The organism is Streptomyces sp. NBC_01426, from assembly GCF_036231985.1.
Classification (GTDB): Bacteria; Actinomycetota; Actinomycetes; order Streptomycetales; family Streptomycetaceae; genus Streptomyces.
Genome location: NZ_CP109500.1, coordinates 731,384 through 752,623 on the forward strand (window position 1 = coordinate 731,384; position 21,240 = coordinate 752,623).

Annotated in this window: 19 protein-coding genes; 9 read left to right on the forward strand and 10 right to left on the reverse strand. The window is 72.9% G+C overall.

Going from position 1 to position 21,240, the window contains the following annotated elements; genetic code table 11:
* Positions 1-217: 217 nt before the first annotated feature.
* Complete coding sequence (locus tag OG906_RS03560) at positions 218-442, reverse strand: hypothetical protein (protein WP_329439877.1); 225 nt, start codon at positions 440-442, stop codon at positions 218-220.
* Between the two features lie 28 nt (positions 443-470).
* Between OG906_RS03560 and OG906_RS03565 the strand changes: the two genes are divergently transcribed.
* The gene (locus OG906_RS03565; protein WP_329439879.1) at positions 471-2,156 is read left to right on the forward strand and encodes a serine/threonine-protein kinase; all 1,686 of its coding nucleotides are present in this window, start codon (positions 471-473) and stop codon (positions 2,154-2,156) included.
* Between the two features lie 40 nt (positions 2,157-2,196).
* Here the strand turns inward: OG906_RS03565 and OG906_RS03570 are convergent, their stop codons facing one another.
* Both OG906_RS03570 and OG906_RS03575 read right to left on the reverse strand, forming a co-directional pair.
* The gene (locus tag OG906_RS03570; protein WP_329447916.1) at positions 2,197-3,690 is read right to left on the reverse strand and encodes a UDP-N-acetylmuramoyl-L-alanyl-D-glutamate--2,6-diaminopimelate ligase; all 1,494 of its coding nucleotides are present in this window, start codon (positions 3,688-3,690) and stop codon (positions 2,197-2,199) included.
* A 376-nt stretch (positions 3,691-4,066) separates the two neighbouring features.
* A complete protein-coding gene (locus tag OG906_RS03575) occupies positions 4,067-4,219 on the reverse strand; it encodes a hypothetical protein (RefSeq protein ID WP_329439880.1) in 153 nt (50 codons plus the stop codon).
* A 141-nt stretch (positions 4,220-4,360) separates the two neighbouring features.
* Between OG906_RS03575 and OG906_RS03580 the strand changes: the two genes are divergently transcribed.
* Together OG906_RS03580 and OG906_RS03585 are read left to right on the forward strand one after the other, a co-directional pair.
* Positions 4,361-5,713 (forward strand): MFS transporter, encoded by a 1,353-nt coding sequence (locus tag OG906_RS03580; protein WP_329439882.1) that lies wholly within the window; start codon positions 4,361-4,363, stop codon positions 5,711-5,713.
* Positions 5,710-6,903 (forward strand): anhydro-N-acetylmuramic acid kinase, encoded by a 1,194-nt coding sequence (locus OG906_RS03585; protein ID WP_329439884.1) that lies wholly within the window; start codon positions 5,710-5,712, stop codon positions 6,901-6,903. Before OG906_RS03580 ends, OG906_RS03585 begins: the two co-directional genes overlap by 4 nt.
* Positions 6,904-6,985: 82 nt before the next feature.
* Here the strand turns inward: OG906_RS03585 and OG906_RS03590 are convergent, their stop codons facing one another.
* On the reverse strand, positions 6,986-8,452 hold the full coding sequence (locus OG906_RS03590; RefSeq protein ID WP_443067349.1) for an MFS transporter: 1,467 nt from the start codon (positions 8,450-8,452) through the stop codon (positions 6,986-6,988).
* Between the two features lie 101 nt (positions 8,453-8,553).
* Between OG906_RS03590 and OG906_RS03595 the strand changes: the two genes are divergently transcribed.
* The 6 genes from OG906_RS03595 to OG906_RS03620 all read left to right on the forward strand — a co-directional run bounded on the left by OG906_RS03595 (position 8,554) and on the right by OG906_RS03620 (position 13,822).
* The gene (locus OG906_RS03595) at positions 8,554-9,486 is read left to right on the forward strand and encodes a helix-turn-helix transcriptional regulator (protein ID WP_329439886.1); all 933 of its coding nucleotides are present in this window, start codon (positions 8,554-8,556) and stop codon (positions 9,484-9,486) included.
* A gap of 83 nt (positions 9,487-9,569) precedes the next feature.
* Positions 9,570-10,637, forward strand: coding sequence for a lipoate--protein ligase family protein (locus tag OG906_RS03600; RefSeq protein ID WP_329439889.1), 1,068 nt, complete (start codon positions 9,570-9,572; stop codon positions 10,635-10,637).
* A 294-nt stretch (positions 10,638-10,931) separates the two neighbouring features.
* Positions 10,932-12,104 carry a GDSL-type esterase/lipase family protein gene (locus tag OG906_RS03605; RefSeq protein WP_329439890.1) on the forward strand — a complete coding sequence of 391 codons (1,173 nt, stop codon included), beginning with the start codon at positions 10,932-10,934 and terminating at the stop codon, positions 12,102-12,104.
* Positions 12,105-12,144: 40 nt separating this feature from the next.
* Positions 12,145-12,612 (forward strand): hypothetical protein, encoded by a 468-nt coding sequence (locus OG906_RS03610; protein WP_329439892.1) that lies wholly within the window; start codon positions 12,145-12,147, stop codon positions 12,610-12,612.
* Complete coding sequence (locus OG906_RS03615) at positions 12,606-12,854, forward strand: helix-turn-helix transcriptional regulator (protein WP_443067350.1); 249 nt, start codon at positions 12,606-12,608, stop codon at positions 12,852-12,854. Before OG906_RS03610 ends, OG906_RS03615 begins: the two co-directional genes overlap by 7 nt.
* On the forward strand, positions 12,851-13,822 hold the full coding sequence (locus OG906_RS03620; RefSeq protein WP_329439894.1) for an NAD(P)-dependent alcohol dehydrogenase: 972 nt from the start codon (positions 12,851-12,853) through the stop codon (positions 13,820-13,822). Before OG906_RS03615 ends, OG906_RS03620 begins: the two co-directional genes overlap by 4 nt.
* A gap of 37 nt (positions 13,823-13,859) precedes the next feature.
* Here the strand turns inward: OG906_RS03620 and OG906_RS03625 are convergent, their stop codons facing one another.
* From OG906_RS03625 to OG906_RS03650, 6 genes are all read right to left on the reverse strand, one after another.
* Complete coding sequence (locus tag OG906_RS03625; protein ID WP_329439896.1) at positions 13,860-14,726, reverse strand: S1 family peptidase; 867 nt, start codon at positions 14,724-14,726, stop codon at positions 13,860-13,862.
* Between the two features lie 215 nt (positions 14,727-14,941).
* Complete coding sequence (locus OG906_RS03630; RefSeq protein ID WP_329439898.1) at positions 14,942-16,387, reverse strand: glyceraldehyde-3-phosphate dehydrogenase; 1,446 nt, start codon at positions 16,385-16,387, stop codon at positions 14,942-14,944.
* A gap of 169 nt (positions 16,388-16,556) precedes the next feature.
* Complete coding sequence (locus tag OG906_RS03635; protein WP_329439900.1) at positions 16,557-17,282, reverse strand: GPR1/FUN34/YaaH family transporter; 726 nt, start codon at positions 17,280-17,282, stop codon at positions 16,557-16,559.
* 32 nt (positions 17,283-17,314) lie between these two features.
* Complete coding sequence (locus OG906_RS03640) at positions 17,315-19,210, reverse strand: amidohydrolase (protein WP_329447918.1); 1,896 nt, start codon at positions 19,208-19,210, stop codon at positions 17,315-17,317.
* Between the two features lie 8 nt (positions 19,211-19,218).
* Positions 19,219-20,175, reverse strand: coding sequence for an alpha/beta hydrolase (locus OG906_RS03645; protein ID WP_329439902.1), 957 nt, complete (start codon positions 20,173-20,175; stop codon positions 19,219-19,221).
* Positions 20,176-20,408: 233 nt separating this feature from the next.
* Positions 20,409-21,239, reverse strand: a complete 831-nt coding sequence (locus OG906_RS03650; protein ID WP_329439903.1) for an alpha/beta fold hydrolase — start codon at positions 21,237-21,239, stop codon at positions 20,409-20,411.
* Position 21,240: the final 1 nt, after the last annotated feature.

Genomic DNA, 21,240 nt, shown 5'->3' on the forward strand with positions numbered 1-21,240 from the left:
ATCAGGGACGCGGCGGCGATCAGACCGATGCCCCAGGTTTGACGTCGAGCGCGTGGGCGGGGCGGAGCGCCCGATATCGCTGTCATGGACAGCCAACGCAGCAGGCCCTCAACAGGCTTTCCATGCCACCCATCTCATCAGCCGTCACTGGTCGATCCGACGCACGCGACCGACCGGAGGGCGGATCAAAGAAGCCACGCATCGACATGGGGTTCGTTCACGGTCGCGCAGTGGGTGCCGCACCGCCACCCACCAGACGGTCGATGTCGAGTCGTACGACCTCGCGGCCGACGGCCGTCGACGCGGACGTGGTGTCGGCTGCCGCGTCCGGTCCCGGCCACGTCGTGAGGGCCTCCGGGTCCGGTGCGTGCGGGGCGGCCGTCCCGGCGGAGGCTTCGGCTTCGGCTTCGGCTTCGGCTTCGGCTTCGCACCACTCTTGCACTGACTGAAATTTCAGTCAAGATACCTTCATGGCACCAGAGCACCCCGGTTTCCCCCTGACCCGCCCTTTCCAGGCACTCGCCCCGGACGACCCGCGCGAGGTGGGCGGCTTCCGCCTCGTCGCCCGGCTCGGCGCGGGCGGAATGGGCCGCGTCTACCTCTCCCACACCCCCGGCGGGCGGCCCGTGGCCCTCAAGGTGGTCCGGCCGGAACTGGCGGCGGACCACGAGTTCCGCCGTCGTTTCGCCCAGGAGGTCGCCAGCGCCCGGCGCATCCACGGCCTCTACACCGCGCAGGTCGTCGGCTCGGGCACCGAGGAGGCCGGCCCCTGGCTGGCCACCGCCTACGTACCGGGCCCCTCGCTCCAGCAGGTCATCGACGAGCACGGCATCCTGCCGCTGCGCACCGCGCTGCTGCTCACGGCCGGCGTGGCCGAGGCGCTCCAGGTGATCCACGGCGCCGGCGTGGTCCACCGCGACCTCAAGCCCGCCAACGTGCTGGTCGCGGCGGACGGCCCCCGCGTGATCGACTTCGGCATCGCGCGCCCCGCGAACGCGACCGCCCTCACGAGTGCCGGCCTGGTCATCGGTTCGCCCGCCTTCATGGCTCCCGAACAGGCCCTCGGGCGGGCGGTGACCCCCGCCACCGACGTCTTCGCACTCGGGGCGCTGGCCGTGTACGCCATCGGGGGGAAGCCGCCCTTCGGCGACGACCCGGGCCCAAAGGCCCTGTACCGCACCGTGCACGAGGAGCCCGATCTGTCGGGCGTGCCCGGCGAACTCCGCCCGCTCCTCCACCGCTGCCTGGCGAAGGACCCCGCCCATCGGCCGACGCCCGCGCAGCTGATCGAGGCCGTGCGCGACCACCCGTCGATCGGGGGCCGGCTCAGGTTCACCGACGACTGGTTGCCCCACCGGATCGGCACGGAGATACTGCGCCGCGCCGATCTCCCTTCGGCGCCGCCCCACTCCCCCACGGAGACCTCGCCCGCGGCTCCCCCGACGCCGTCTCCCACGCGGCCCGCCACGCTCGCATCAACCGCCGGCCCCACACCGTCCGCCGCCGCCACGCCGATCACCGCGCGGGGGTCCGAGCCCTCGTCACGCCGGCGCGCTGCGCCGCGGAGCCACCGCTCCGGCCGTACCGTCCTGGCCGTGGCGGCGGCCCTGGTCCTCGGTGCGTGCGGAGCCGTGTACCTGCTCGACGATCCGTACGAGAACGAGCCGTACGAGAACGAGCCGACGGTCGGCGCCGGCGACGCGCCGCCACCCTCGACCCCGCCGAAAGCAACCCCGCCGAGAACAACCCCGTCGAAAGCAGCCCCGTCGAAGGCGACCCCCGGCTACGTCCCCGCCTACACCGGCACGGAGCTCACCGCACCGGACCAGGGCTACGAGTTCGACATCCGGGCCGGGAAGGTCGCGCCCCAGGACACCGCCGCGTGGTACGTGGGTCGTACGGCGTCCGAGTTCTACGTACCGGAGGACAGCGAGGCGTACATCGCCGAGGGCGGCCGACCGGATCTCGCGGCGTGCGTGCGGGGCATCGAGAGCCGCCCCGTGACCGCCCTCCCGTTCAGCGCGCTCGGGGCCGGGCGGTCCTTCTGCGTGCGCGCCCAGGACGGCCGGGACATCGCCGTGGTGAACGTGCTCGCGACGAGCACGGACGGAGGCCCTGTGACGGTCTCCCTCGACCACTACCGACGCTCCGGCTGAACGCCCACGCGCCGAACCCCCGCACCGCCCCGCCCGCCGGTCAGCCGACCGGGCGGGCGAGGTCGCGCACGGTGGCCATGTCGCTGAAGGGCAGGAGCGCTTCCCCGACGATCTGGTGCGGTTCGCTGCCCTTGCCGGCGATCAGTACGACGTCCTGCGGCCCCGCGGCGGACAGGGCGAGGCCGATCGCCCGGCGGCGGTCGGCCGACCGCTCGTACGGTGTGCCGGTGGACTCGATGCCCGGGGCGATCTGGTCGAGGATCGCCTCGGGATCCTCGTTGCGGGGGTTGTCCGAGGTGAGGACGCACAGGTCGGAATGGGTTCCGGCGATCCGGCCCATTTCCACCCGCTTGGTGGTGTCCCGGTCGCCGCCGCAGCCGAAGACGGTGATGACCCGGCCGCGCGCGAAGCCGCGGATGGCCGTGAGCACCTTGTCCAGGGAGTCGGGCGAGTGCGCGTAGTCCACGATGACGGACGTGCCGGCGGGGGTCACGAAGCGTTCGAAGCGCCCGGGGACGGCCGGCATCAGGGCGAGCGCCGCGACCAATCCGTCCAGGTCGTGTCCCAGGACGTGGCAGGCCGCCACCGCGGCCAGCGCGTTGGAGACGGAGAAGCGACCCGGGACCGGGATCGCCGCCGCGTACTCCCGGCCGGCGTGACGCAGGGTGAAGCGGGTCCCGGAGGCGTCCGCCACCAGATCCGAGGCCCGGTAGTCGGCCTCGGTGTCGACGGCGTACGTGGTGACCGCGCCCGGCATCATCGCCTGGATCCCCGCCCCCACCGGGTCGTCGAGGTTGACCACGGCCTGCCGGCACAGGCCTTGGAACAGGCGCAGTTTGGCGTCCGTGTAGCGCGCCATCGTGCCGTGGTCGTCCAGGTGGTCCTGGGTCAGGTTGGTGAAGACTCCGACGTCGATGAACGTCCGGTCCACCCGGTACGTCTGCAGGGCCATGGAGGTGGCTTCCAACACCACGGTGCCGGTGCCCCGGTCCCGCATGTGGCCCAGGAGGTACTGGAGGTCCGGCGATTCCGGTGTGGTCAGCACCGACGGGGGCATCGGGATCATCTCGTCGCCGATCCGGCTGCCCGCGGTCCCGATCACCCCCACCGCGGCGCCCTCGGAGATCCTCAGCAGCGACTCGACCATGTACGAGATGGAGGTCTTCCCGTTGGTCCCGGTGACGGCCACCATGTCCATCTGCCGGCCGGGCTCGGTGAAGTAGCGGGAGGAGACGACCGCCGCCGCCTTCCGGGTGTCGGACACCCGTACGACGCACACTCCGGGAGTCGCCGCCGGACCCCGGTGCGGGGCGGCCGCCCCGTCGTCGTCGACGAGAACCGCCACCGCACCTCGGGCGAGGGCCGCGCCGATGGCGGCGGGGCCGCCGGCGTCGTGGCCGGGCACGGCGATGAAGAGGGAGCCCGGTGTCACCCGGTCCACGTCGAAGGTGGTCCCCGCGGTGATCAGCGTGGCCTCTGTGTCGCCCTGGAGGACGTGGTGGTCGTGGCCTGTCAGCAACCCGCTCAACTTCACGGTGGTCCCTTCGAAGACGGCGGGGGCCGGGGTGCGGCCGCCGCCGGGCGGCAGCCCCGACGGCGCGTCGGAACCGCGGTGATGGCGGGAGGTGCGATGGTGCGCGCCCGAACCCCCGGGTCCCGTGGCGCGTGTCCCGTGGCGCATGGGATCGACCGGGTGCGAGGCGCGGGGAGGGTGCGGAATGCGAGGTGCGGCGTGATGAAGAGGTGCGGCGTGATGAATACGGGCCACGCGGTGCGGCGTACGGAGTGCGAGCCGCGGAGTCCGGTGCCGGGCACGGCTGTCAGGACGCGGCGGTCGGGTCAGAAGAGGCGGCTTCGGGGCGCTGCCCGGCGGCAGGGGACGCGCCGGGCCGGGAGCGGTGGGGCTTTCGCTAGCCGTGACCGTGCAGGGCGCCGCGGCCGACCGTGGGGGCCTGGCCTTCGGCCGCGGTCCGGGGGCTCACGCCCGTACGGTTCGCGGCGGCCGCACGCGCGGCGGACCCGGCGCGGTGCCGGTACTCCCCCGTGATGCGTGTGCGGTCCATGGGCCGAGTGTACGGCCGCCCGCCCCGCCCCGGATGCCACACGGACCTCCCGGTCGGCGCGGTCGCCGCGCCGCGCCGCCGATCGGTTGAACCGGGGTGCCGCGAGGCGTCGGGGCGGCGTCCGAGGGGCACGCAGCTCGGGTGACCTCGACCGACCTGCGGCCGGCCCCGCCCCCGCGCTCCACCGCCCGCCGCGCGCTGCTCGCCGGTTCGGTCGGAAACCTCGTCGAGTGGTACGAGTTCGGCGTGTACGGCGCCTTCGCCACCGTCATCGCCGCCAACTTCTTCACCCCGGACCCGGGCGCGGGAGCCGGTCCGGGGACGGGCGGGGTCACGGCGCTGATGGCGACCTACGCCTCGTTCGCGCTCGCGTTCTTCTTCCGCCCGGTCGGTGCCCTCCTCTTCGGGCGGCTGGGGGACCGCCTGGGACGGCGCCCCACCCTGATCCTGGTCGTCGGCCTGATGACGCTCTCCACCACCCTGATCGGGCTGCTGCCCACGCAGGCCACCGTCGGCGCCGCCGCGCCCTGGCTGCTCACGTTCCTGCGGGTGCTGCAAGGGATCTCCGCGGGCGGGGAGTTCGGCGGGGCGGTGGCCCTGATGACGGAGTCCGCCCCGGTGGGCCGTCGCGGTCTCCACGGCGCGTGGCAGTCGTTCACCGTCGCACTGGGTCTGCTCGCCGGCGCCGGCACGGCCGCCGGCCTGGCCGCGGTGCTGTCCCCGTCCGCGCTGTACGCGTGGGGCTGGCGGATCCCGTTCCTGCTGGCCCTGCCGCTCGGTGCCGTCGCGCTGTGGTTGCGTACCGCGCTGGAGGAGCCCCCCGGCACTCCCCCGGGCCCTGCCCCCGGCCGGCACCCGGAAGGGGCCTTCGCCCCCGGTACCGGGGAGCCGCGGCGTCGGGGCGAGCAGGCCCGCGCCGTCGTCCTCGGTGTCGGGCGGGTCATGGGCTGGTCGGCGGCCGGGTACACCTTCCTCGTGGTCCTGCCGTCCCACCTCCAGTCCGCCCTGGGCGTCTCCTTCCGCGAGGCCCTGCCGGCCGCCGTGCTGGCCAACCTGGGCTTCGCCGCCTCGATCCTTCCCGCCGGGATGCTCAGCGACCGGATCGGCCGGCGGCCCGTCATGCTCGCGGGGGCGCTCGGTGTCGTCGTGTTCGCCCTCCCCGTCCTGCGGGTCCTCCAGTCGCCCGGGGCCGCGCCCGGGGTGAAGGTGGCGGCCCTCCTGTTCGCGGGGGCGTTGATCGGGCTGATGGCGGGCCCGGGACCGGCGATGCTCGCCGAGATGTTCCCGCGCCGCGTGCGCTGCACCGGGCTCGGGTTGGCGTACGCGCTGGCCAACGCCGTGTTCTCCGGCTGTGCGGGTCTGGTCATCACCGCCCTGACCGCCCGGACGGGGAACACGGCCGTCCCCGCCTACTACGCCGCCGGCGTCTGTGCCCTGAGCTGCGTGGCTCTGCTGACCCTGCGCGGCGACGACCATCGGGAGCCCCTGCGATGAGAGTGATCGGCCTGATGTCGGGCACCTCGTACGACGCCGTCGACGCCGCCGCCTGCGACCTCGAACGGGGGCACGGTGACGCGGCCGGGGAACTGCGCCTCACGCCCCTGGGCATGATCGGCGCACCGTACCCGGCCGATCTGCGGGAGGCGCTCGCGGCGGCTCTGCCGCCGGCGGGCACGAGCCTGGCCGAGGTCTGTCGGCTGGACACCGGCATCGGGCGGGCCTTCGCCCGGCTGGCCGCCCGCGCCGACCGTGAACTCTGTTCAGGTGGCGCGGAGTTGATCGCATCCCACGGCCAGACCGTGTACCACTGGGTGGCGGACGGGCGGGTGCACGGCACGCTCCAGCTCGGCGAGCCCGCCTGGATCGCGGAGGAGACGGGCTGTCCGGTGGTGTCGGGATTCCGGCCGCGCGACGTCGCCGCCGGCGGCCAGGGCGCACCGCTGGTGAGCCTGATCGACCTGATGCTGTTGCGGGGGCGGCCCGGTGTGTCCGCGGCCCTGAACATCGGCGGCATCGCGAACGTGACGGTCTCGGCGCCGGCCGGCGACCCGGTGGCGTTCGACACCGGCCCCGGCAACGCGTTGCTGGACTCGGCGGTGCGCGAACTGACCTCCGGGCGCCTCGCGTACGACGAGGACGGCGCGCTCGCCGCGGCCGGGCGGGTGCACGAGGGCTTGCTGGAGCGGCTGTTGGCGGAGTCCTACTATCGTTTGCCCCCGCCGAAGACCACGGGCAAGGAGTTGTTCCACGCCGGCTACGCGGGCTCCCGGCCCGCGGGGTTCGAGCGGCTGCCCGGGCCGGACGTGATCGCCACGCTGACCCGGCTGACGGCCCGGACCGTGGCCGACGCGCTGAGACCGTTCGAGGTGGGGGAGGTCTTCGCCTCGGGAGGGGGCGTCCGCAATCCGACGCTCATGGCCATGCTGCGCGAGGAATTGGGCTCCCGCGTGCTGCGGACCTCCGAGGAGTTGGGGTTGCCCGCGGCGGCGAAGGAGGCGTACGCGTTCGCGGTCCTCGGGTACCTCACCCTGCACGGCCTCCCGGGCAACGCCCCGCCGTGCACGGGCGCGGCCGGGCCCCGCGTCCTGGGGTCGATCACCCCGGGTGCCCGCCCCCTGCGTCTGCCGGCGGGCTCGTCGGAGGCCCCGTACGCGCTGGTCGTACGAAGCCCGGACCCGCGGTGAGACAGGTGTTCCCGGGGCCGACGGGCGGCCCCGGGGACCCGATCGGGCACCCGGGACCGACTCCGCGCCACCCGCCGCCGGCTCACCGCATGACGCGCGGCAGGCGCAGGCTGAGCAGGGTCGTCAGCGCGATCAGACCCAACTGGACGATCAGGGTCACGACGAGGGCGTCCCGCATGCCCGTCGACGCGGCCAGGGCGAGGAAGAGACTGCCGACGGTCGCGACACCGAGGGCGAGGGCGGACTGTTGGGTGGTGACCATGACCCCGCCGCCCACGCCGGCCCGGTCGGCCGGTACGTCGGAGAGCATCAGCCGCATCAGGACGGGGAGTTGCAGACCCTGGCCGAGTCCGGCGACGGCGACGCCGGGAGCCAGGGCGAGGATTCCGAGATCGGGCCAGTCCCGTCGCACCGCGAGGAGCATCAGGCAGACGCCGATCGCCTGGAGCAGGCCGCCCGCCGTGACCACCCGGGTGCCGTACCGTCCGACGAGTCGAGGACCGGCGAGGGACGCGGCGAAGAAGGCCACCGCCATCGGCACCAGGGTCAGTCCGGCCGCCACGGGTCCCATGTGCAGGGCCTGTTGGAGGACGACCGCGATGACGAACATGAAGCCGCTGAAGCCGATGGAGAACGGCACCAGCATCACCAGTCCGCGCCGCAGCGAGTCCAGGCGCAGCAGGCTCGGCGGTACGAGGGGGCTCTGTCCGAGGCGGTCGGCGCGCCGTTCCGTCAGGTAGAAGGCGGTGGCGGAGAAGGGGAAGACCGCCAGCGAGAGCCAGGTCCACAGCGGCCAGCCGGCGGCCCGTCCCTCGGTCAGCGGCAGCAGCAGGGACACCAGGGTCAGGGCCAGCAGCAGGGTGCCCGGCACGTCGACCGACGCGGGGCGTTCGGAACGGGTCTCCGGGACGGCGCGGACCGCCAGGACCAGGCCGACGATCACCACGGGGACGTTCACGAGGAAGACCGAGCGCCAGCCGGTGCCGGCCACGTCGGCGGCGACGAGGACTCCGCCGAGGATCTGCCCGGCGACCATGGACAGCCCGGCCGTGGCCCCGTACAGGCTCATCGCGCGGGCCCGGTGGGCGCCCTGGGTGGTGGCCTGGATGGTGGCGAGCACCTGCGGGAGCATCAGCGCGGCGGCGACTCCCTGGGCCACGCGGGCCGCGACGAGCGTCCAGGCCGTGGGGGCGAGGCCGCAGGCGAGCGAGGTGACCCCGAAGGCGGCCATGCCGATCAGGAAGAGCCGGCGCCGCCCGGCCATGTCGCCGAGCCGGCCGCCGAGGACCAGCAGGACGGCGTACGTGACCCCGTAGCCGGCGACGATCAGTTCCAGCAGCGCCGGGCCGGCGGCCAGGTCCCGGTCGATGGTGGGCAGCGCGACGTTGACGATGAAGAAGTCGATCAGCGGCAGGGCCGCTCCGAGGAGGACCGTGAACAGGCCGAGCGGGGTGATGCCCGCGGCGGTCCGGGGGGCCGGGTCCGTGCGGCCGGCGGCCGGGTGGACGGCCGGAGTCGGATGGGTCGTGCGTACCGTTGTCTCAGTCACGTCCCCGACGATCCTCCCCTTCGGAGCCGGGTACCAGAGTCTCTTTATCCTGGTACCAGCAGTACCTGGCAACCGGCTGAGCGGTGAGGCACCCTGGACGCATGACCACTGTGGCCCCCGAGAGCGACGTCCGCCGGCACGAGCTGGCCGAGTTCCTGCGCAGCCGGCGGGAGCGGATCACGCCCGAGCAGGTGGGGCTGCCGCCCGGGCGGCGCCGGCGTACGCCCGGGCTGCGCCGCGAGGAGGTGGCGCAGCTGTCGGCGGTCGGCGTCACCTGGTACACGTGGCTGGAGCAGGCCCGGGAGATCCAGGTGTCCCCGCAGGTGCTGGACGCCGTGGCGCGCGCCCTGCTGCTGGACCCCACCGAGCGCGCGCACCTCTTCTCGCTGGCCGGCAGCCTCGACCCGGCGCCGAACACCCCCTGCCCGAGCGTGACGCCCGCGCTGCGGGCGATGCTCGACCAACTGGGGCCGATCCCGGCGTGCGTGCAGAACAGCCGCTACGACATCCTCGCGTACAACGCCACCTACGGACGGCTGCTGTGCGATCTGGACAGTCTGCCGCCCGAGGACCGGAACTGCATGTGGTTGGCGTTCACCGATCCGCAGTGGCGGGCGGCCATGGTCGACGTGCCCGACGTGAACCGGGTGATGGCGGCCAAGTTCCGCGCGTCGATGGCGGAGCACCTGGCCGAGCCGGCCTGGAAGACGCTGCTCGCCCGGCTGGACGCGGCCTCGGCGGAGTTCCGGGAGATCTGGGCGCGGCACGAGGTGGTCGGCCTGGGCGGCAAGTCCAAGTACATCCGCAACCCGCACGTGGGGCTGCTCCACGTCGAGCAGACCAATCTGTGGTTGGGCCCGACGGCGGGGCCGCGTCTGATGACGTACGTACCGCTGGACGAGGAGACGCGCTCGCGGCTGGAACGCCTGTCGCGCATGGAGCACCTCGACCGCCCGAGCCACCCGGGCAGCCCGGACCGCCGGAGCAGCCCGGACCGCCCGGGCCGCCCGGGAGAAGATCGCGATGCCGCTTGACGGTATGTACGGTATGTACGGCCATGACGTCCGTCGACCGACAGCGGGCGGGCAGCAGGCGGACAGCGAGGGGAGGCGCACCGGTGCACGGTGAATACAAGGTGCCGGGTGGCAAGCTCGTCGTCGTGGACCTGGACGTCGAATCCGCCGGGAGCGGCGACGTACTGCGCGACGTGCGGGTGGCCGGCGACTTCTTCCTCGAACCGGACGAGGCCATCCTCGCCATCGACCGTGCGCTGACCGGCGCGCCCGCCGACGCCCCCGCCGAACAGCTCGCGGCCCGGGTCGAGGCGGCGCTCCCCCCGGGCACGGTGATGTTCGGGTTCTCGGCGGAGGCCGTGGGGATCGCCGTCCGGCGGGCCGTGGCGCACGCCACCGACTGGACGGACTACGACTGGCAGCTGATCCACGACGCCCCCCAGTCCCCCGCCCTGCACATGGCCCTGGACGAGGTGCTGACGGCCGAGGTCGCCGCCGGACGGCGACCGCCGACGCTGCGGATGTGGGAGTGGGGAGCGCCGGCCGTGGTGATCGGGAGCTTCCAGTCGCTGCGCAACGAGGTGGACGCGCGGGCGTTGGAGGAGCACGGGATGACGGTGGTGCGCCGGATCAGCGGCGGCGGCGCCATGTTCATCGAGCCGGGCAACACCATCACGTACTCCCTGAGCGTGCCGGACGCGCTCGTGCGGGGACTGTCGTTCGCCGACAGCTACGCCTACCTCGACGACTGGGTGTTGGGGGCCCTGGACGGCATGGGCGTGAAGGCCTGGTACCAGCCCCTCAACGACATCGCCACCGAGTCGGGGAAGATCGCGGGCGCCGCGCAGAAGCGCCTGGCCGGGGCGCACGGCGCGGTCCTGCACCACGTGACCATGGCGTACGACATCGACGCGGACAAGATGCTCGACGTGCTCCGCATCGGCAGGGAGAAGCTGTCGGACAAGGGGACGAAGAGCGCGAAGAAGCGGGTGGACCCGCTGCGCCGCCAGACCGGGCTGCCGCGGGACGCGGTCATGCGCCGGATGATCGAGTCCTTCCGGGACCGGTACGGGCTGTCGGAGGGCTCGGTCACGCCCGAGGAGATGGCGCGGGCAAGGGAGTTGGCCGCCGACAAGTTCGGCTCCGAGAAGTGGACCGCGCGCGTTCCGTGACCCCGCCCGGTGGCGGGCGGCGCGGCTGCGCCCGAGGGCCGGCGCCGTCCTCCGAGGGTACGGTTCGCCAGAGTCCGCCCACGTCGGCCCGCACGCCCGGCGGCCCGGCGGCCCGGCGGCGGAACCCTCGGAGGCCTCGGAACCGGGACCGGGACCGAGTGCGGGTACGGGTACGGGTGCGGGTGCGGGTGCGGGTGCGCACGATGTTGCACGCTGGATGTCACGTGCCGTCACGATCACGGCGGTGCGTGGACGTTCACCGAGCCCGTGCCTGACCACATCCGAGGACCCGACATGACCGACTGGACCACCACCCCCCTCGAGCCCGCCTTCGTGCGCGGCGCCATCGACCTGGAACGCACCGCCCGGGGCATCCGGCCGCACCGGCTGCCCGCCTGGGTCCGCGAGCAGTTCCCCGATCCGGGCCTGGCCATGGCCGAGGCCCAGACCTCCGGCGTACGGGTCGCCTTCCGCACCCGCGCCACCGTCGTGGAGCTGGAGACGATCCCCACCCGGATGGCCTACCAGGGCGCTCCGCCCCGGCCCGCCGGGGTGTACGACCTGCTCGTGGACGGCGAACTCGCCGGGCGGGCGACCGTGACCGGCGGGAACGTCCACACCGTCGACATGGCCGCCGGGACTGCGGTCACCACCGCGGGACCGGCCGGCGTCGCACGGTTCGCCGGGCTGTCCGACGTGATGAAGGACGTCGAGATCTGGCTGCCGCACACGGAGACGACCGAGCTGATCGCCCTGCGCACCGACGCGCCCGTCGAGGCGGCGCCCGCCGACGGCCGCCGCGTGTGGGTGCACCACGGCAGTTCGATCAGCCACGGTTCCAACGCCGAGCGTCCGCGCTCGACCTGGCCGGCGCTGGCCGCCGCCCGCGGCGGGGTCGAGTTGATCAACCTGGGCTTCGGCGGCAACGCCCTGCTCGACCCTTTCGTCGCGCGGGTCCTGCGCGACACGGCCGCGGACCTGATCAGCGTCAAGATCGGCATCAACCTGGTCAACACCGACCTGATGCGGCTGCGCGCCTTCACGCCGGCGGTCCACGGCTTCCTCGACACCATCCGCGAGGGCCACCCGGACACACCCCTGCTGGTGGTCTCCCCCGTGCTCTGCCCGCTCCAGGAGGACACCCCGGGTCCGCTCGCGCCGGAGTTCGACGGGCAGAGGCTGCGCTTTCGGGCGACGGGCGACCCGGCGGACGTCGCCGCGGGCCGGCTGACGCTGACCGTCATCCGCGAGGAACTGTCCCGCATCACCGCGCGGCGGGCGGCCTCGGACCCGAACCTGCACCACCTCGACGGTCGCGCCCTGTACGGAGAGGCCGACTTCGCGGAACTGCCGCTGCCCGACGATCTGCACCCGGACGCCGCAGGACACCGTCGCATCGGCGAGCGCTTCGGCGAGCTGGTCTTCGGTTCCGGCGGCCCGTTCGAGGCCACCCGAGGCGCCATGTAAGAAATTATTGACACCATGTACGAATGATTTTACATTCCTCGTGTCAAAGTTCTTTTACACGGGAGTGGGTACGGACGTGGCCTTCGAGGAGAAGCGCGCGTGGATCGCGGCGGTGGTGGCCGTCGCCGGGTACTCCGTCTACCTGGCCGTCGTGCTGGGACGGGCCGGCGACGGCGTGCCGCTCGCGGAGGTCGCGTACACGGCCCCGCTGCTGTGGACGGTCGGGGGCGCGATCGCCGCCGCGATCGCCCTGAACATCGCCGTCGCGCTGGCCTCGCCCCGCGAGGGCGACGTCAAGGACCAGCGGGACAAGGAGATCGGCCGCCTCGGCGATCACGCCGGACAGTCCTTCCTCGTCATCGGCGCCGTGGGCGCCCTGGCCCTGTCGATGGCCGAGGCGGACCACTTCTGGATCTCCAACGTGATCTACCTGGGGTTCGTCCTCTCGGCGCTGCTCGGCTCCGCCGTGAAACTCGCCGCCTACCGGTGGGGGTTCCAGTCGTGGTGAAGGCGACCGGCATCACGAACCGGATCCGGGCCCTGCGCTTCGCACACGCGGAGATGACGCAGGCCGAGCTGGCGGAACGCGTCGGCGTGACCCGGCAGACCGTCATCGCGATCGAGAAGGGCCGCTACTCGCCCTCCCTCGAAACGGCGTTCCGGATCGCCCGCGTCTTCGCGGTCCCGCTCGAACAGGTCTTCCAGTACACGGACGAGCAGTACACGAATGAGGAAGGGACGGCGCCGTGAAGGCGATCGCACAGGACACGTACGGCTCCAGCGAGGTACTGGAGCTCCGGGACGTCGAGACTCCCACACCGGGCGACGGCGAGGTGCTGATCGCGGTCCGGGCCGCCGCCCTGGATGCCGGGGTCTGGCACCTCATGACCGGCCGGCCCCACCTGGTCCGCCTGATGGGGTACGGGCTGCGCCGGCCCAAGGTGCCCGTGCGCGGCCGGGAGGTGGCGGGGCGGATCGAGGCCGTTGGCGAGGGGGTGACCGCCTTCCGGGTGGGCGACGAGGTGTTCGGCGTCTGCGAGGGTTCGTTCGCCGAGTACGCGACGGCCCGACAGGACAAGATCGCCTCCGTGCCCGCGGGCATTCCGCCGGAACACGCGGCCGCCCTCCCCGTCTCCGGCCTCACCGCGCTCCAGGCCCTGCGCGACGCGGGCCGTGTCCGGCCCGGACAGCGGGTCCTGGTCATCGGCGCGGCGGGCGGGGTGGGCACGTACGCCGTACAGCTGGCCAAGGCGTACGGCGCCCACGTCACCGGCGTGTGCAGCACCTCGAAGACGGAGCTGGTGCGCTCGCTCGGCGCGGACGAGGTCGTCGACTACACCCGCGAGGAGTTCGCCGACGGCGCCCGCGCCTACGACCTCATACTCGACACCGCCGGCAACCGCACGCTCTCCCACCTGAGACGGGCCCTGACCCCTCGGGGGACGCTCGTCCTCGTCGGCGGCGAGGGCGGCGGTCGCTGGATCGGCACGATGGCCCGGGTGCTGCGCGCCGCACTGCTGAACCCCTTCGTGCGACACGACCTCAAACCGTTCATGGCCGCGGAACGCCAAGCCGACCTGGACGTCCTGAGGCGACACGTCGAGGCGGGCGAGCTGACCCCGACGATTCACGCCGTCCGCCCCCTCGCCGAGGCACCGGATGCGATCGACGAAATGCACCGGGGCGAGGCCCGCGGCAAGACCCTGATCGTTCCCTAGGGCCTGGCGAGGCAGGCGGCGAAACGCCCGGGCGTGCTCAGTGGTGCGCGGCGATGGTCTTGGTGATCCAGCCCTTGTGCGCGGGCACGGACGTCCAGATCCCGGGACCGCCGGCGCAGTGCGGGTCGGCCGCGTGGTCGCCGTCCCCGGAGGTGGCCCCGACGAGCTGCCAGCGGCCGGCGAGGCGCTGGATCTGCGGCCCTCCGGAGTCCCCGGAGCAGGCCATCGCCCGGGGGGTGCGGGCGGCCGTGCACAGCTCGCTCTTCCCGTTGATCTCGGCGCACTCGCCGGTGGCGACGCTGCGGGTGTCGAGTTCCTGGAGACGCTCGGGGAAGACCCAGTGTTCGGGGTCCAAGGCGTCGACGACGGTTCCGAAGCCGATGACCCGGGTGGACGCGCCCACCTTCGGCGCGTGGTCGGCCATGGCGACGGGCTTCTGCCGGACGGGGCGGTCGAGCTTCAGCAGGGCGATGTCATTGGTCGAACGCTCCTCGCCCAGGCCGTGGTACCCCGGGTGGACCACCTTCTGGACGATCTTGGCGACCGTGCCGCCCGAATGCCGTGCTGCGCTGCCGATCCGGACCGTGCCGGTCGGGTGGGTGGCCCCGACGTCCTGGGCGCAGTGTGCGGCCGTCACCACCCACTGGGGGGCGATCAGGGCGCCTCCGCAGACTCCGTCGAGGGAGGCCGGGCCCTCGTCCAGCGTCATCGGGATCGAGGCCATGAACGGATACGCCTCGGTGGAGTCCTTCCCGTGGACGATCGCCCGGGCGCCGGTGGTCGATGCCACCAGGCACAGGACGGCTGCCGCCCCGACCGCGGTGGCTCTGGCCGGGAGACGGCGGACCGTCCGGGAGCGGGCGGTCGGACGGTGCGGGCCGGGAGGCGGAGTGGAAACGCTCATGAGGTTGTCCTTCCCAGCGGCGCCCGGCTGATGCGCCCGGGAAGCGGGAGGCTTCCCGGCACGTGAAGGGCGCACGGGGCGGGAGGGGCCAAGTCCGCCGGGCCCGGACACGCCGACGGGGCGGCGGTGGGGCCGGGGACCCGATGCCGTCGGCATCGGGTCCCCGGCCCGCCGCCGCCCCGTCGGGCGGGACACCGGGTCGGTCGTGCGGCGGATCAGACCGCCGGGGCCGGGAAGGTCGGGTACTCCACCCCGGAGACGTGCTGGACGACGCGGATGACCTGGCAGGAGTAGCCGAACTCGTTGTCGTACCAGAGGTACAGGATCGCGTTGTCACCGTCGACCTTGGTGGCGCCGGCGTCGACGATCGAGGCGTGGCGCGAGCCGATGAAGTCGCTCGACACCGCGTCGGGGGCGGTGGTGAAGTCGATCTGCCGCTTGAGCGGCGAGGTCAGCGACACGTTCCGCAGGTAGTCGAGGACGTCCTCGCGGGTGGTCTCGCGACCGAGCCGCAGGCTGAGGATCGCGATCGACACGTCCGGCACCGGGACGCGGATCGAGCTGCCGGTGATCGGCGCCTTGAGTTCGGGCAGCGCCTTGGCGACGGCGGAGGCGGCGCCGGTCTCGGTGATGACCATGTTGAGCGGCGCGGAGCGGCCTCGACGGTCGGCCGGGTGGTAGTTGTCCAGCAGGTTCTGGTCGTTGGTGAACGAGTGGACGGTCTCCACGTGGCCGCGCAGGACGCCGTACTCGTCCGCCATCGCCTTCAGCGGCGGGACGATCGCGTTGGTGGTGCAGGAGGCGCAGGACAGGATCTGCTCGTCCGGCTTGATCATGTCGTGGTTGACGCCGTGGACGATGTTCGGGACGTCGCCCTTGCCCGGCGCGGTCAGGACGACCTTGTCGATACCGGGGCGCAGGTGCTTGGAGAGGCCCTCGCGGTCGCGCCACTTGCCGGTGTTGTCGATGAGGATGGCGTCCTTGATGCCGTACGCCGTGTAGTCGATCTCCGACGGGTCCCCGGCGTAGATCACCTTGATCTCGTTGCCGTTGGCGATGATCTTGCTGTTCGCCTCGTCGACGGTGATCGTGCCCTGGAACTGCCCGTGGATGGAGTCGCGGCGCAGCAGCGAGGCGCGCTTGACGATGTCCTGCTCGCCGCCCTGGCGGACGACGATGGCGCGCAGGCGCAGACCGTTGCCGGAACCGGCCTTCTCGATCAGCAGGCGGGCGACGAGGCGGCCGATGCGACCGAAGCCGTACAGGACGACGTCACGCGACTCGCGGCACTCGATCTTGTTGTCGCCGGTGGCGCCGGACACGGCCTCGGCCGTGAACTCGCCCACCGAGAGACCTCGGGTGTCGCTCTTGTAGGTCGCGGCGAGCATCCCGATGTCGATCTGGGACGGACCGAGGTCGAGCGGGGTGAGCGCCTCCAGGAACGGCAGGGTCTCGGTGACCGAGAGCTCCTCGCCGGCGATCTGACGGGCGAATCGGTGGGTCTTGAGGATGCTGACCACCGACTTGTTCACCAAGGAGCGGCTGTGCAGCAGGACGGTGACGTCCCGCTCGCGGTGCAGCTTCCCGATGATCGGGATCATCGATTCCGCGATCTCCTCGCGGTTTTTCCAGTTGGTGAACGAGTCGTCATTGACAGTCACAGGTTTATCTTTCGAGCTAGGCGGCGCTCATATGCTAACCCGACACCAGTTTGATCTATCAAGGGGTCCCGCCTGAAGCGGTCTCCCCGGCGGTCCGGCCCCCCGGGCCGCGCGGGCGCGATGCCACCCGCACCTCGGTGACCTGCGACATCGCACGCGCACGCCGGGTTCAGAGCGTGCGCCGCACACCCGCCTGTCGTTCGAGATTTCGGAGCTGCACCGCGAGGTCTCCCTCGACGGCCGTGTGGGCGGGCCCGCTGCGGCCGATGGGGAGCACCTCCTCGCTGCGCATGTCCTCCAGCATCAACGCGAAGGCCGCGTACGTGGCGGCCAGCGCCACCGCGATCCCGAGGGCGCCCGCCGTGTACCCGAGCCAGTCGGCCCCGGTCAGCCCGGCCAGTCCGGTGGCTGCCCAGCGGGGCAGGGACACCACCAGGACCAGCCACAGCGCCCGTTTGGGCCGGGTCACGGCCGCCATCAGGGCCCCGAAGCACAGGAACGCGAGGTTGAACACGCCGAGCACCCGGTGCCCGCCGGCCGCTCCGGTGCCCACGACCAGGGCGTACGCGAGCCAGCTGCCCGCGAAGGTCCCCATGAGCGTGGCCGCGATCACGTCCCGGGCCCCGAAGGCGAGGACGCTCACGACGAGTTGCAGCGCGAAGGCGGGCAGCACGCACAGGGCCACGGCACGCCGGTCCCCGGCCTCGAAGACGCCGAGTTGGAGGCAGCCGGTCATCACGGAGGCGATGGCCACGGTGAAGAAGCCGAGCGGCATGGGCGAGGCGATCGGCCGCAGGTTGATCCGCGTCATCGCCCTGAGGTCCGGTTCGAACCGGCGCCCGGGCAGGGCCGGTTCGGTGTCCCCGGCCTCGCCGGGGACGGAGACGGTACTCATGTGGTGGGTTCCCTTGTTCGGTGCGTGGGCCGTCAGTGCGTGAAGCAGGGGTCGGCGACGGGCGGCGCCGCTTCGGGCGCCGCGCCGCGCGCGACGCGCCAGAGCCGGTGCTGTTCGGACTCCGCCGCGACCTCCGCCATCGCGTCGGCCTGCCGGACACCGCCGGCCCCGCCCGCCCCGTACGCCGGGCGGGCCTGGTAGCCGCCGAAGTGGGCCACCGGGCTCCAGTGCGGGCTGACCGGCGGGACCGGCTCGTCGAGGCCCTCGTACTCGGCCGCGGCGTGGACGATCCGACCGCCGACGACGGTGAGGACGGACTCGATGTCGGGGATCGCGTCCTCGGGGACGGTCAGGTAGTCCTGCGTCAGGATGGCGAGGTCGCCGAAACAGCCCTCCTTCAGCACGCCCTTCACGTCGTCCTCGCCGGTGAGCCGGGCCCCGCCGCGGGTGTAGAGGACCAGCGCGGTCTCCCGGTCGATCAGGTTCCCGGCCGGGTAGAGCGACGTACCGCCGACGGTGCGGCCCGTCACCAGCCAGTGCAGCGAGACCCAGGGGTTGTACGAGGACACGCGCGTGGCGTCGGTTCCGGCGGCGACGGTCAGGCCGCGGTCCAGCATCGCGCGGACCGGCGGAGTGCGGGAGGCGGCCTCGCGCCCGTACCGGTCCAGGAAGGCGGCGCCCTGGAACGACATCCGGTTCTGGACGGACAGGGCGCCGCCGAGCGCGGCGATGCGGTCCAGGCTGTCGTCGGAGACCGTTTCGGCGTGGTCGAAGAGCCAGCGGCCGCCGCCCGGGAAGAGTCCTTCGGCGGCGAGCTTCTCGAAGACGGCCAGGTCGCGGCGGATCGTCTCGTCGTAGGTGGCGTGGAGGCGGAAGCCCCAGCCCTTCTCCGACAGCAGCCGCACCGCCGTCTCGAACTCGCTCTCGTAGCCGGCGGCGAGTTCGGGTCGTGGTTCGGAGAAGTTCTCGAAGTCGGCGGCCGCCCAGGTCAGGTTCTCGCCCGCGCCGTTCAGGCGGAGCCACTCGTCGCCGTCCTCGGGCCTGACCGTCTCGGTCCAGCGGGTCAGGTCGGCGATCTCCTGGCCGGCCGTCTGCGGGAAGAGGTGGTAGGCGATCCGCAGGGACAGCTCTCCCGTGCGGGCCAGGTCGGTGACGGTGGCGTAGTTGTCGGGGAAGTTCTGGAAGCCGCCGGCCGCGTCCACCGCCGAGGTCAGGCCGAAGCGGTTCAGTTCCCGCAGGAAGTGTCGGGTGGAGGTCCGCTTGTCGGCTTCGCCGAGGGTGGGCGCCTTGGCGAGGGTGGAGTACAGGACGAGCGCGCTCGGCGCCGCCAGGAGCACGCCGTTCGGCTCGCCGTCCCTGCCGCGCACGATCTGCCCGCCCCGCGGGTCGGGGGTGTCGCGGTCGAAGCCGGCGGCCCGCACCGCGGCGCGGTTCATCAGGGCCGACTGGTAGAGGTGGAGCACGAACACCGGGGTGTCGGGCGCGGCGGCGTTCAGCTCGGCCACCGTCGGCATCCGCCGTTCGGCGAACTGCTCCGCGGTCCAGCCGCCGACGACCCGGATCCACTGCCCCTTGGGGGTCCGGCCGGCCTGTTCGCGGAGCATCGCGAGGGCTTGGCGCAGCGAGCGCACCCCGTCCCAGCGCAGTTCCAGCACGTAGTTCAGGCCGCCCCGGATGACGTGCAGGTGCGAGTCGTTCAGGCCGGGGACGACCCGGCGCCCCAGGGCGTCGATCACCCTGGTCGCCGGTCCCACGAGGCCCCCGAGCTCGTGGTCGTCGCCGATGCCCACGATCCGTCCGGCGCGGATCGCGACGCCCCGGGCCGCCGGCCGGTCCGGGTCTCCGGTGAACACCTTGGCGTTGCGCACGAGCAGGTCGGCGGCCGGTCGCCGCCCGTCGGGGGCCGGGGCTATGCCCGCGACCGGCATGCCGGCCGTCACGCGAGGGCCTCGCGCAAGGTGTCGACGGCGAGGCCGATGGCGAGTTCCGCCGCCCGGGTCTCCCGCAGCGCGTTCAGCATGACGAAGTCGTGGATCGTCCCCTGGACGCGCAGCGCGGTGACCGGCACTCCGGCGGAGCGCAGCTTGGCCGCGTACGCCTCGCCCTCGTCGCGCAGGACGTCGGCCTCGGCGGTGACGATCAGGGCGGGGGGCAGTCCGGTGAGCTCGTCGAGGGAGGCGCGCAGCGGCGAGGCGGTGATCCGGGCGCGGTCGGACTCCTCGGTCGTGTACTGGTCCCAGAACCACTGCATCGCCTCGCGGCGCAGGAAGTAGCCGGTGGCGAACTGCTCGTAGGACTCGGTGTCGAAGGCGGCGTCGGTGACCGGGTAGAAGAGCACCTGGTGGACGACGGTGACGTCGCCGCGCTCCTTGGCCATGAGGGTGAGGGCGGCGCTCATGTTGCCGCCGACCGAGTCGCCGGCGACGGCGAGGCGCGTGCCGTCGAGGTCCTTGTCCCGGCCCTCGCGGCCGATCCACCGGGCGACGGCGTAGTTCTGCTCGATGGCGACGGGGTAGCGCGCCTCGGGCGAGAGGTCGTACTCGGGGAAGACGACGGCCGCGCCGGCGCCGACGGCGAGTTCGCGGACCAGCCGGTCGTGGGTGTGCGCGTTGCCGAAGACCCAGCCGGCTCCGTGGATGTAGAGGATGACGGGGAGGGGGCCGGTGAGGCCCCGGGGGCGGACGATCCGGGTGCGGACCTCCCCGGTGGGACCGCCCTGGACGGTGATCCACTCCTCGTCGACGGCGGGCAGGGAGACGCCTTCGCCGTTCTGTACGTCGTCCACGGCCTTGCGGCCGTCGGCGGGCGGGATCTGGTAGAGGTACGGCGGCTGCGCGGTGGCGTTGGCGAAGGCCTGCGCGGCGGTTTCCAGTACGGGCTGACGGTTGGTCATGACGGTGCTCCTTCGGGAGGTCGGGGGTGCGGGCGTGGCCGGGGTGATCGCGGCGTTCAGGATCACACCGGGGACCGCTCCGGGCCGGGAGACCGCCCGGCGTGTGGCGTGATTGGCCCGACCGGGTGGGCGCCGCGGGCGCGGGGTGGGCGCGGCGGCGGGAGGTGCGCACGGGGACGCCGCACGAGAGGGGTCGGCGGTGTCCCCGTGCGCGGTTCGGGGGTCGGGTCCGGTCAGCCGATGAAGGCGAGCAGGGCGGCGTTGACCTCGTCCGCGTGGGTCCAGGTGAGCCCGTGCGGACCGCCCTCGACGACGTGCAGTTCGGCGCCGGCGATGGCCTTCGACAGCGGGATCGCGGTGGCGTCGACGGGCAGGGTCCGGTCGGCGTCGCCGTGGATGATCAGGGTGGGGACGTCGATGCGGGGCAGGTCGGCGCGGAAGTCCGTCAGCCAGGCCTGGACGCAGTCGAGGGTGCCCTTGGCGGAGGCGCCGGCGGCCACGTTCCAACTCGCCCGCACGGCCTCCTCGCTGATCCGCTCGCCGCCCAGCACGTCCACGTTGTAGAAGTCGGCGAGGAAGGCGGTCAGGAACGCGAAGCGGTCGGCCCTGATCGCCTCCTCGATGCCCCGGAAGACACCGGCGTCGACTCCGCCGGGGTTGTCCTCGGTCTTGAGCAGGAAGGGCGGCACGACCCCGATCATGACGGCCTTGGCGATGCGCTCCGAGCCGTACGTCCCGAGATGACGGGTCACCTCGCCGCTGCCCATCGAGAAACCGACGAGGACGGCGTCACGCAGGTCGAGCGCGGCGAGGACCGCGTTCAGGTCGGCGGCGAAGGTGTCGTAGTCGTAGCCGTCGCAGGGCTGGTCGGAACGGCCGAAGCCGCGCCGGTCGTAGGTGACGACGCGGTGGCCCGCGGCGAGCAGGGCGGCGGTCTGGCGTTCCCAGGACGCCCCGTTGAGCGGCCATCCGTGGATCAGGACGACGGGCCGTCCCCGGCCGTGGTCCTCGTAGTACAGCTCGACGGGGGCCGAGTCGCCCTCGGTGACCTTGATGAAAGGCATG

What these genes read in the sequence shown, in the direction of transcription:
- OG906_RS03625 (WP_329439896.1), bottom strand. Translation starts at nt 14,726, where the DNA reads ATGAGCGTTTCCACTCCGCCTCCCGGCCCGCACCGTCCGACCGCCCGC.
- OG906_RS03650 (WP_329439903.1), bottom strand. Translation starts at nt 21,239, where the DNA reads ATGCCTTTCATCAAGGTCACCGAGGGCGACTCGGCCCCCGTCGAGCTG.
- OG906_RS03565 (WP_329439879.1), top strand. Translation starts at nt 471, where the DNA reads ATGGCACCAGAGCACCCCGGTTTCCCCCTGACCCGCCCTTTCCAGGCA.
- OG906_RS03635 (WP_329439900.1), bottom strand. Translation starts at nt 17,282, where the DNA reads ATGAGTACCGTCTCCGTCCCCGGCGAGGCCGGGGACACCGAACCGGCC.
- OG906_RS03575 (WP_329439880.1), bottom strand. Translation starts at nt 4,219, where the DNA reads ATGGACCGCACACGCATCACGGGGGAGTACCGGCACCGCGCCGGGTCC.
- OG906_RS03595 (WP_329439886.1), top strand. Translation starts at nt 8,554, where the DNA reads ATGACCACTGTGGCCCCCGAGAGCGACGTCCGCCGGCACGAGCTGGCC.
- OG906_RS03645 (WP_329439902.1), bottom strand. Translation starts at nt 20,175, where the DNA reads ATGACCAACCGTCAGCCCGTACTGGAAACCGCCGCGCAGGCCTTCGCC.
- OG906_RS03605 (WP_329439890.1), top strand. Translation starts at nt 10,932, where the DNA reads ATGACCGACTGGACCACCACCCCCCTCGAGCCCGCCTTCGTGCGCGGC.
- OG906_RS03585 (WP_329439884.1), top strand. Translation starts at nt 5,710, where the DNA reads ATGAGAGTGATCGGCCTGATGTCGGGCACCTCGTACGACGCCGTCGAC.
- OG906_RS03640 (WP_329447918.1), bottom strand. Translation starts at nt 19,210, where the DNA reads ATGCCGGTCGCGGGCATAGCCCCGGCCCCCGACGGGCGGCGACCGGCC.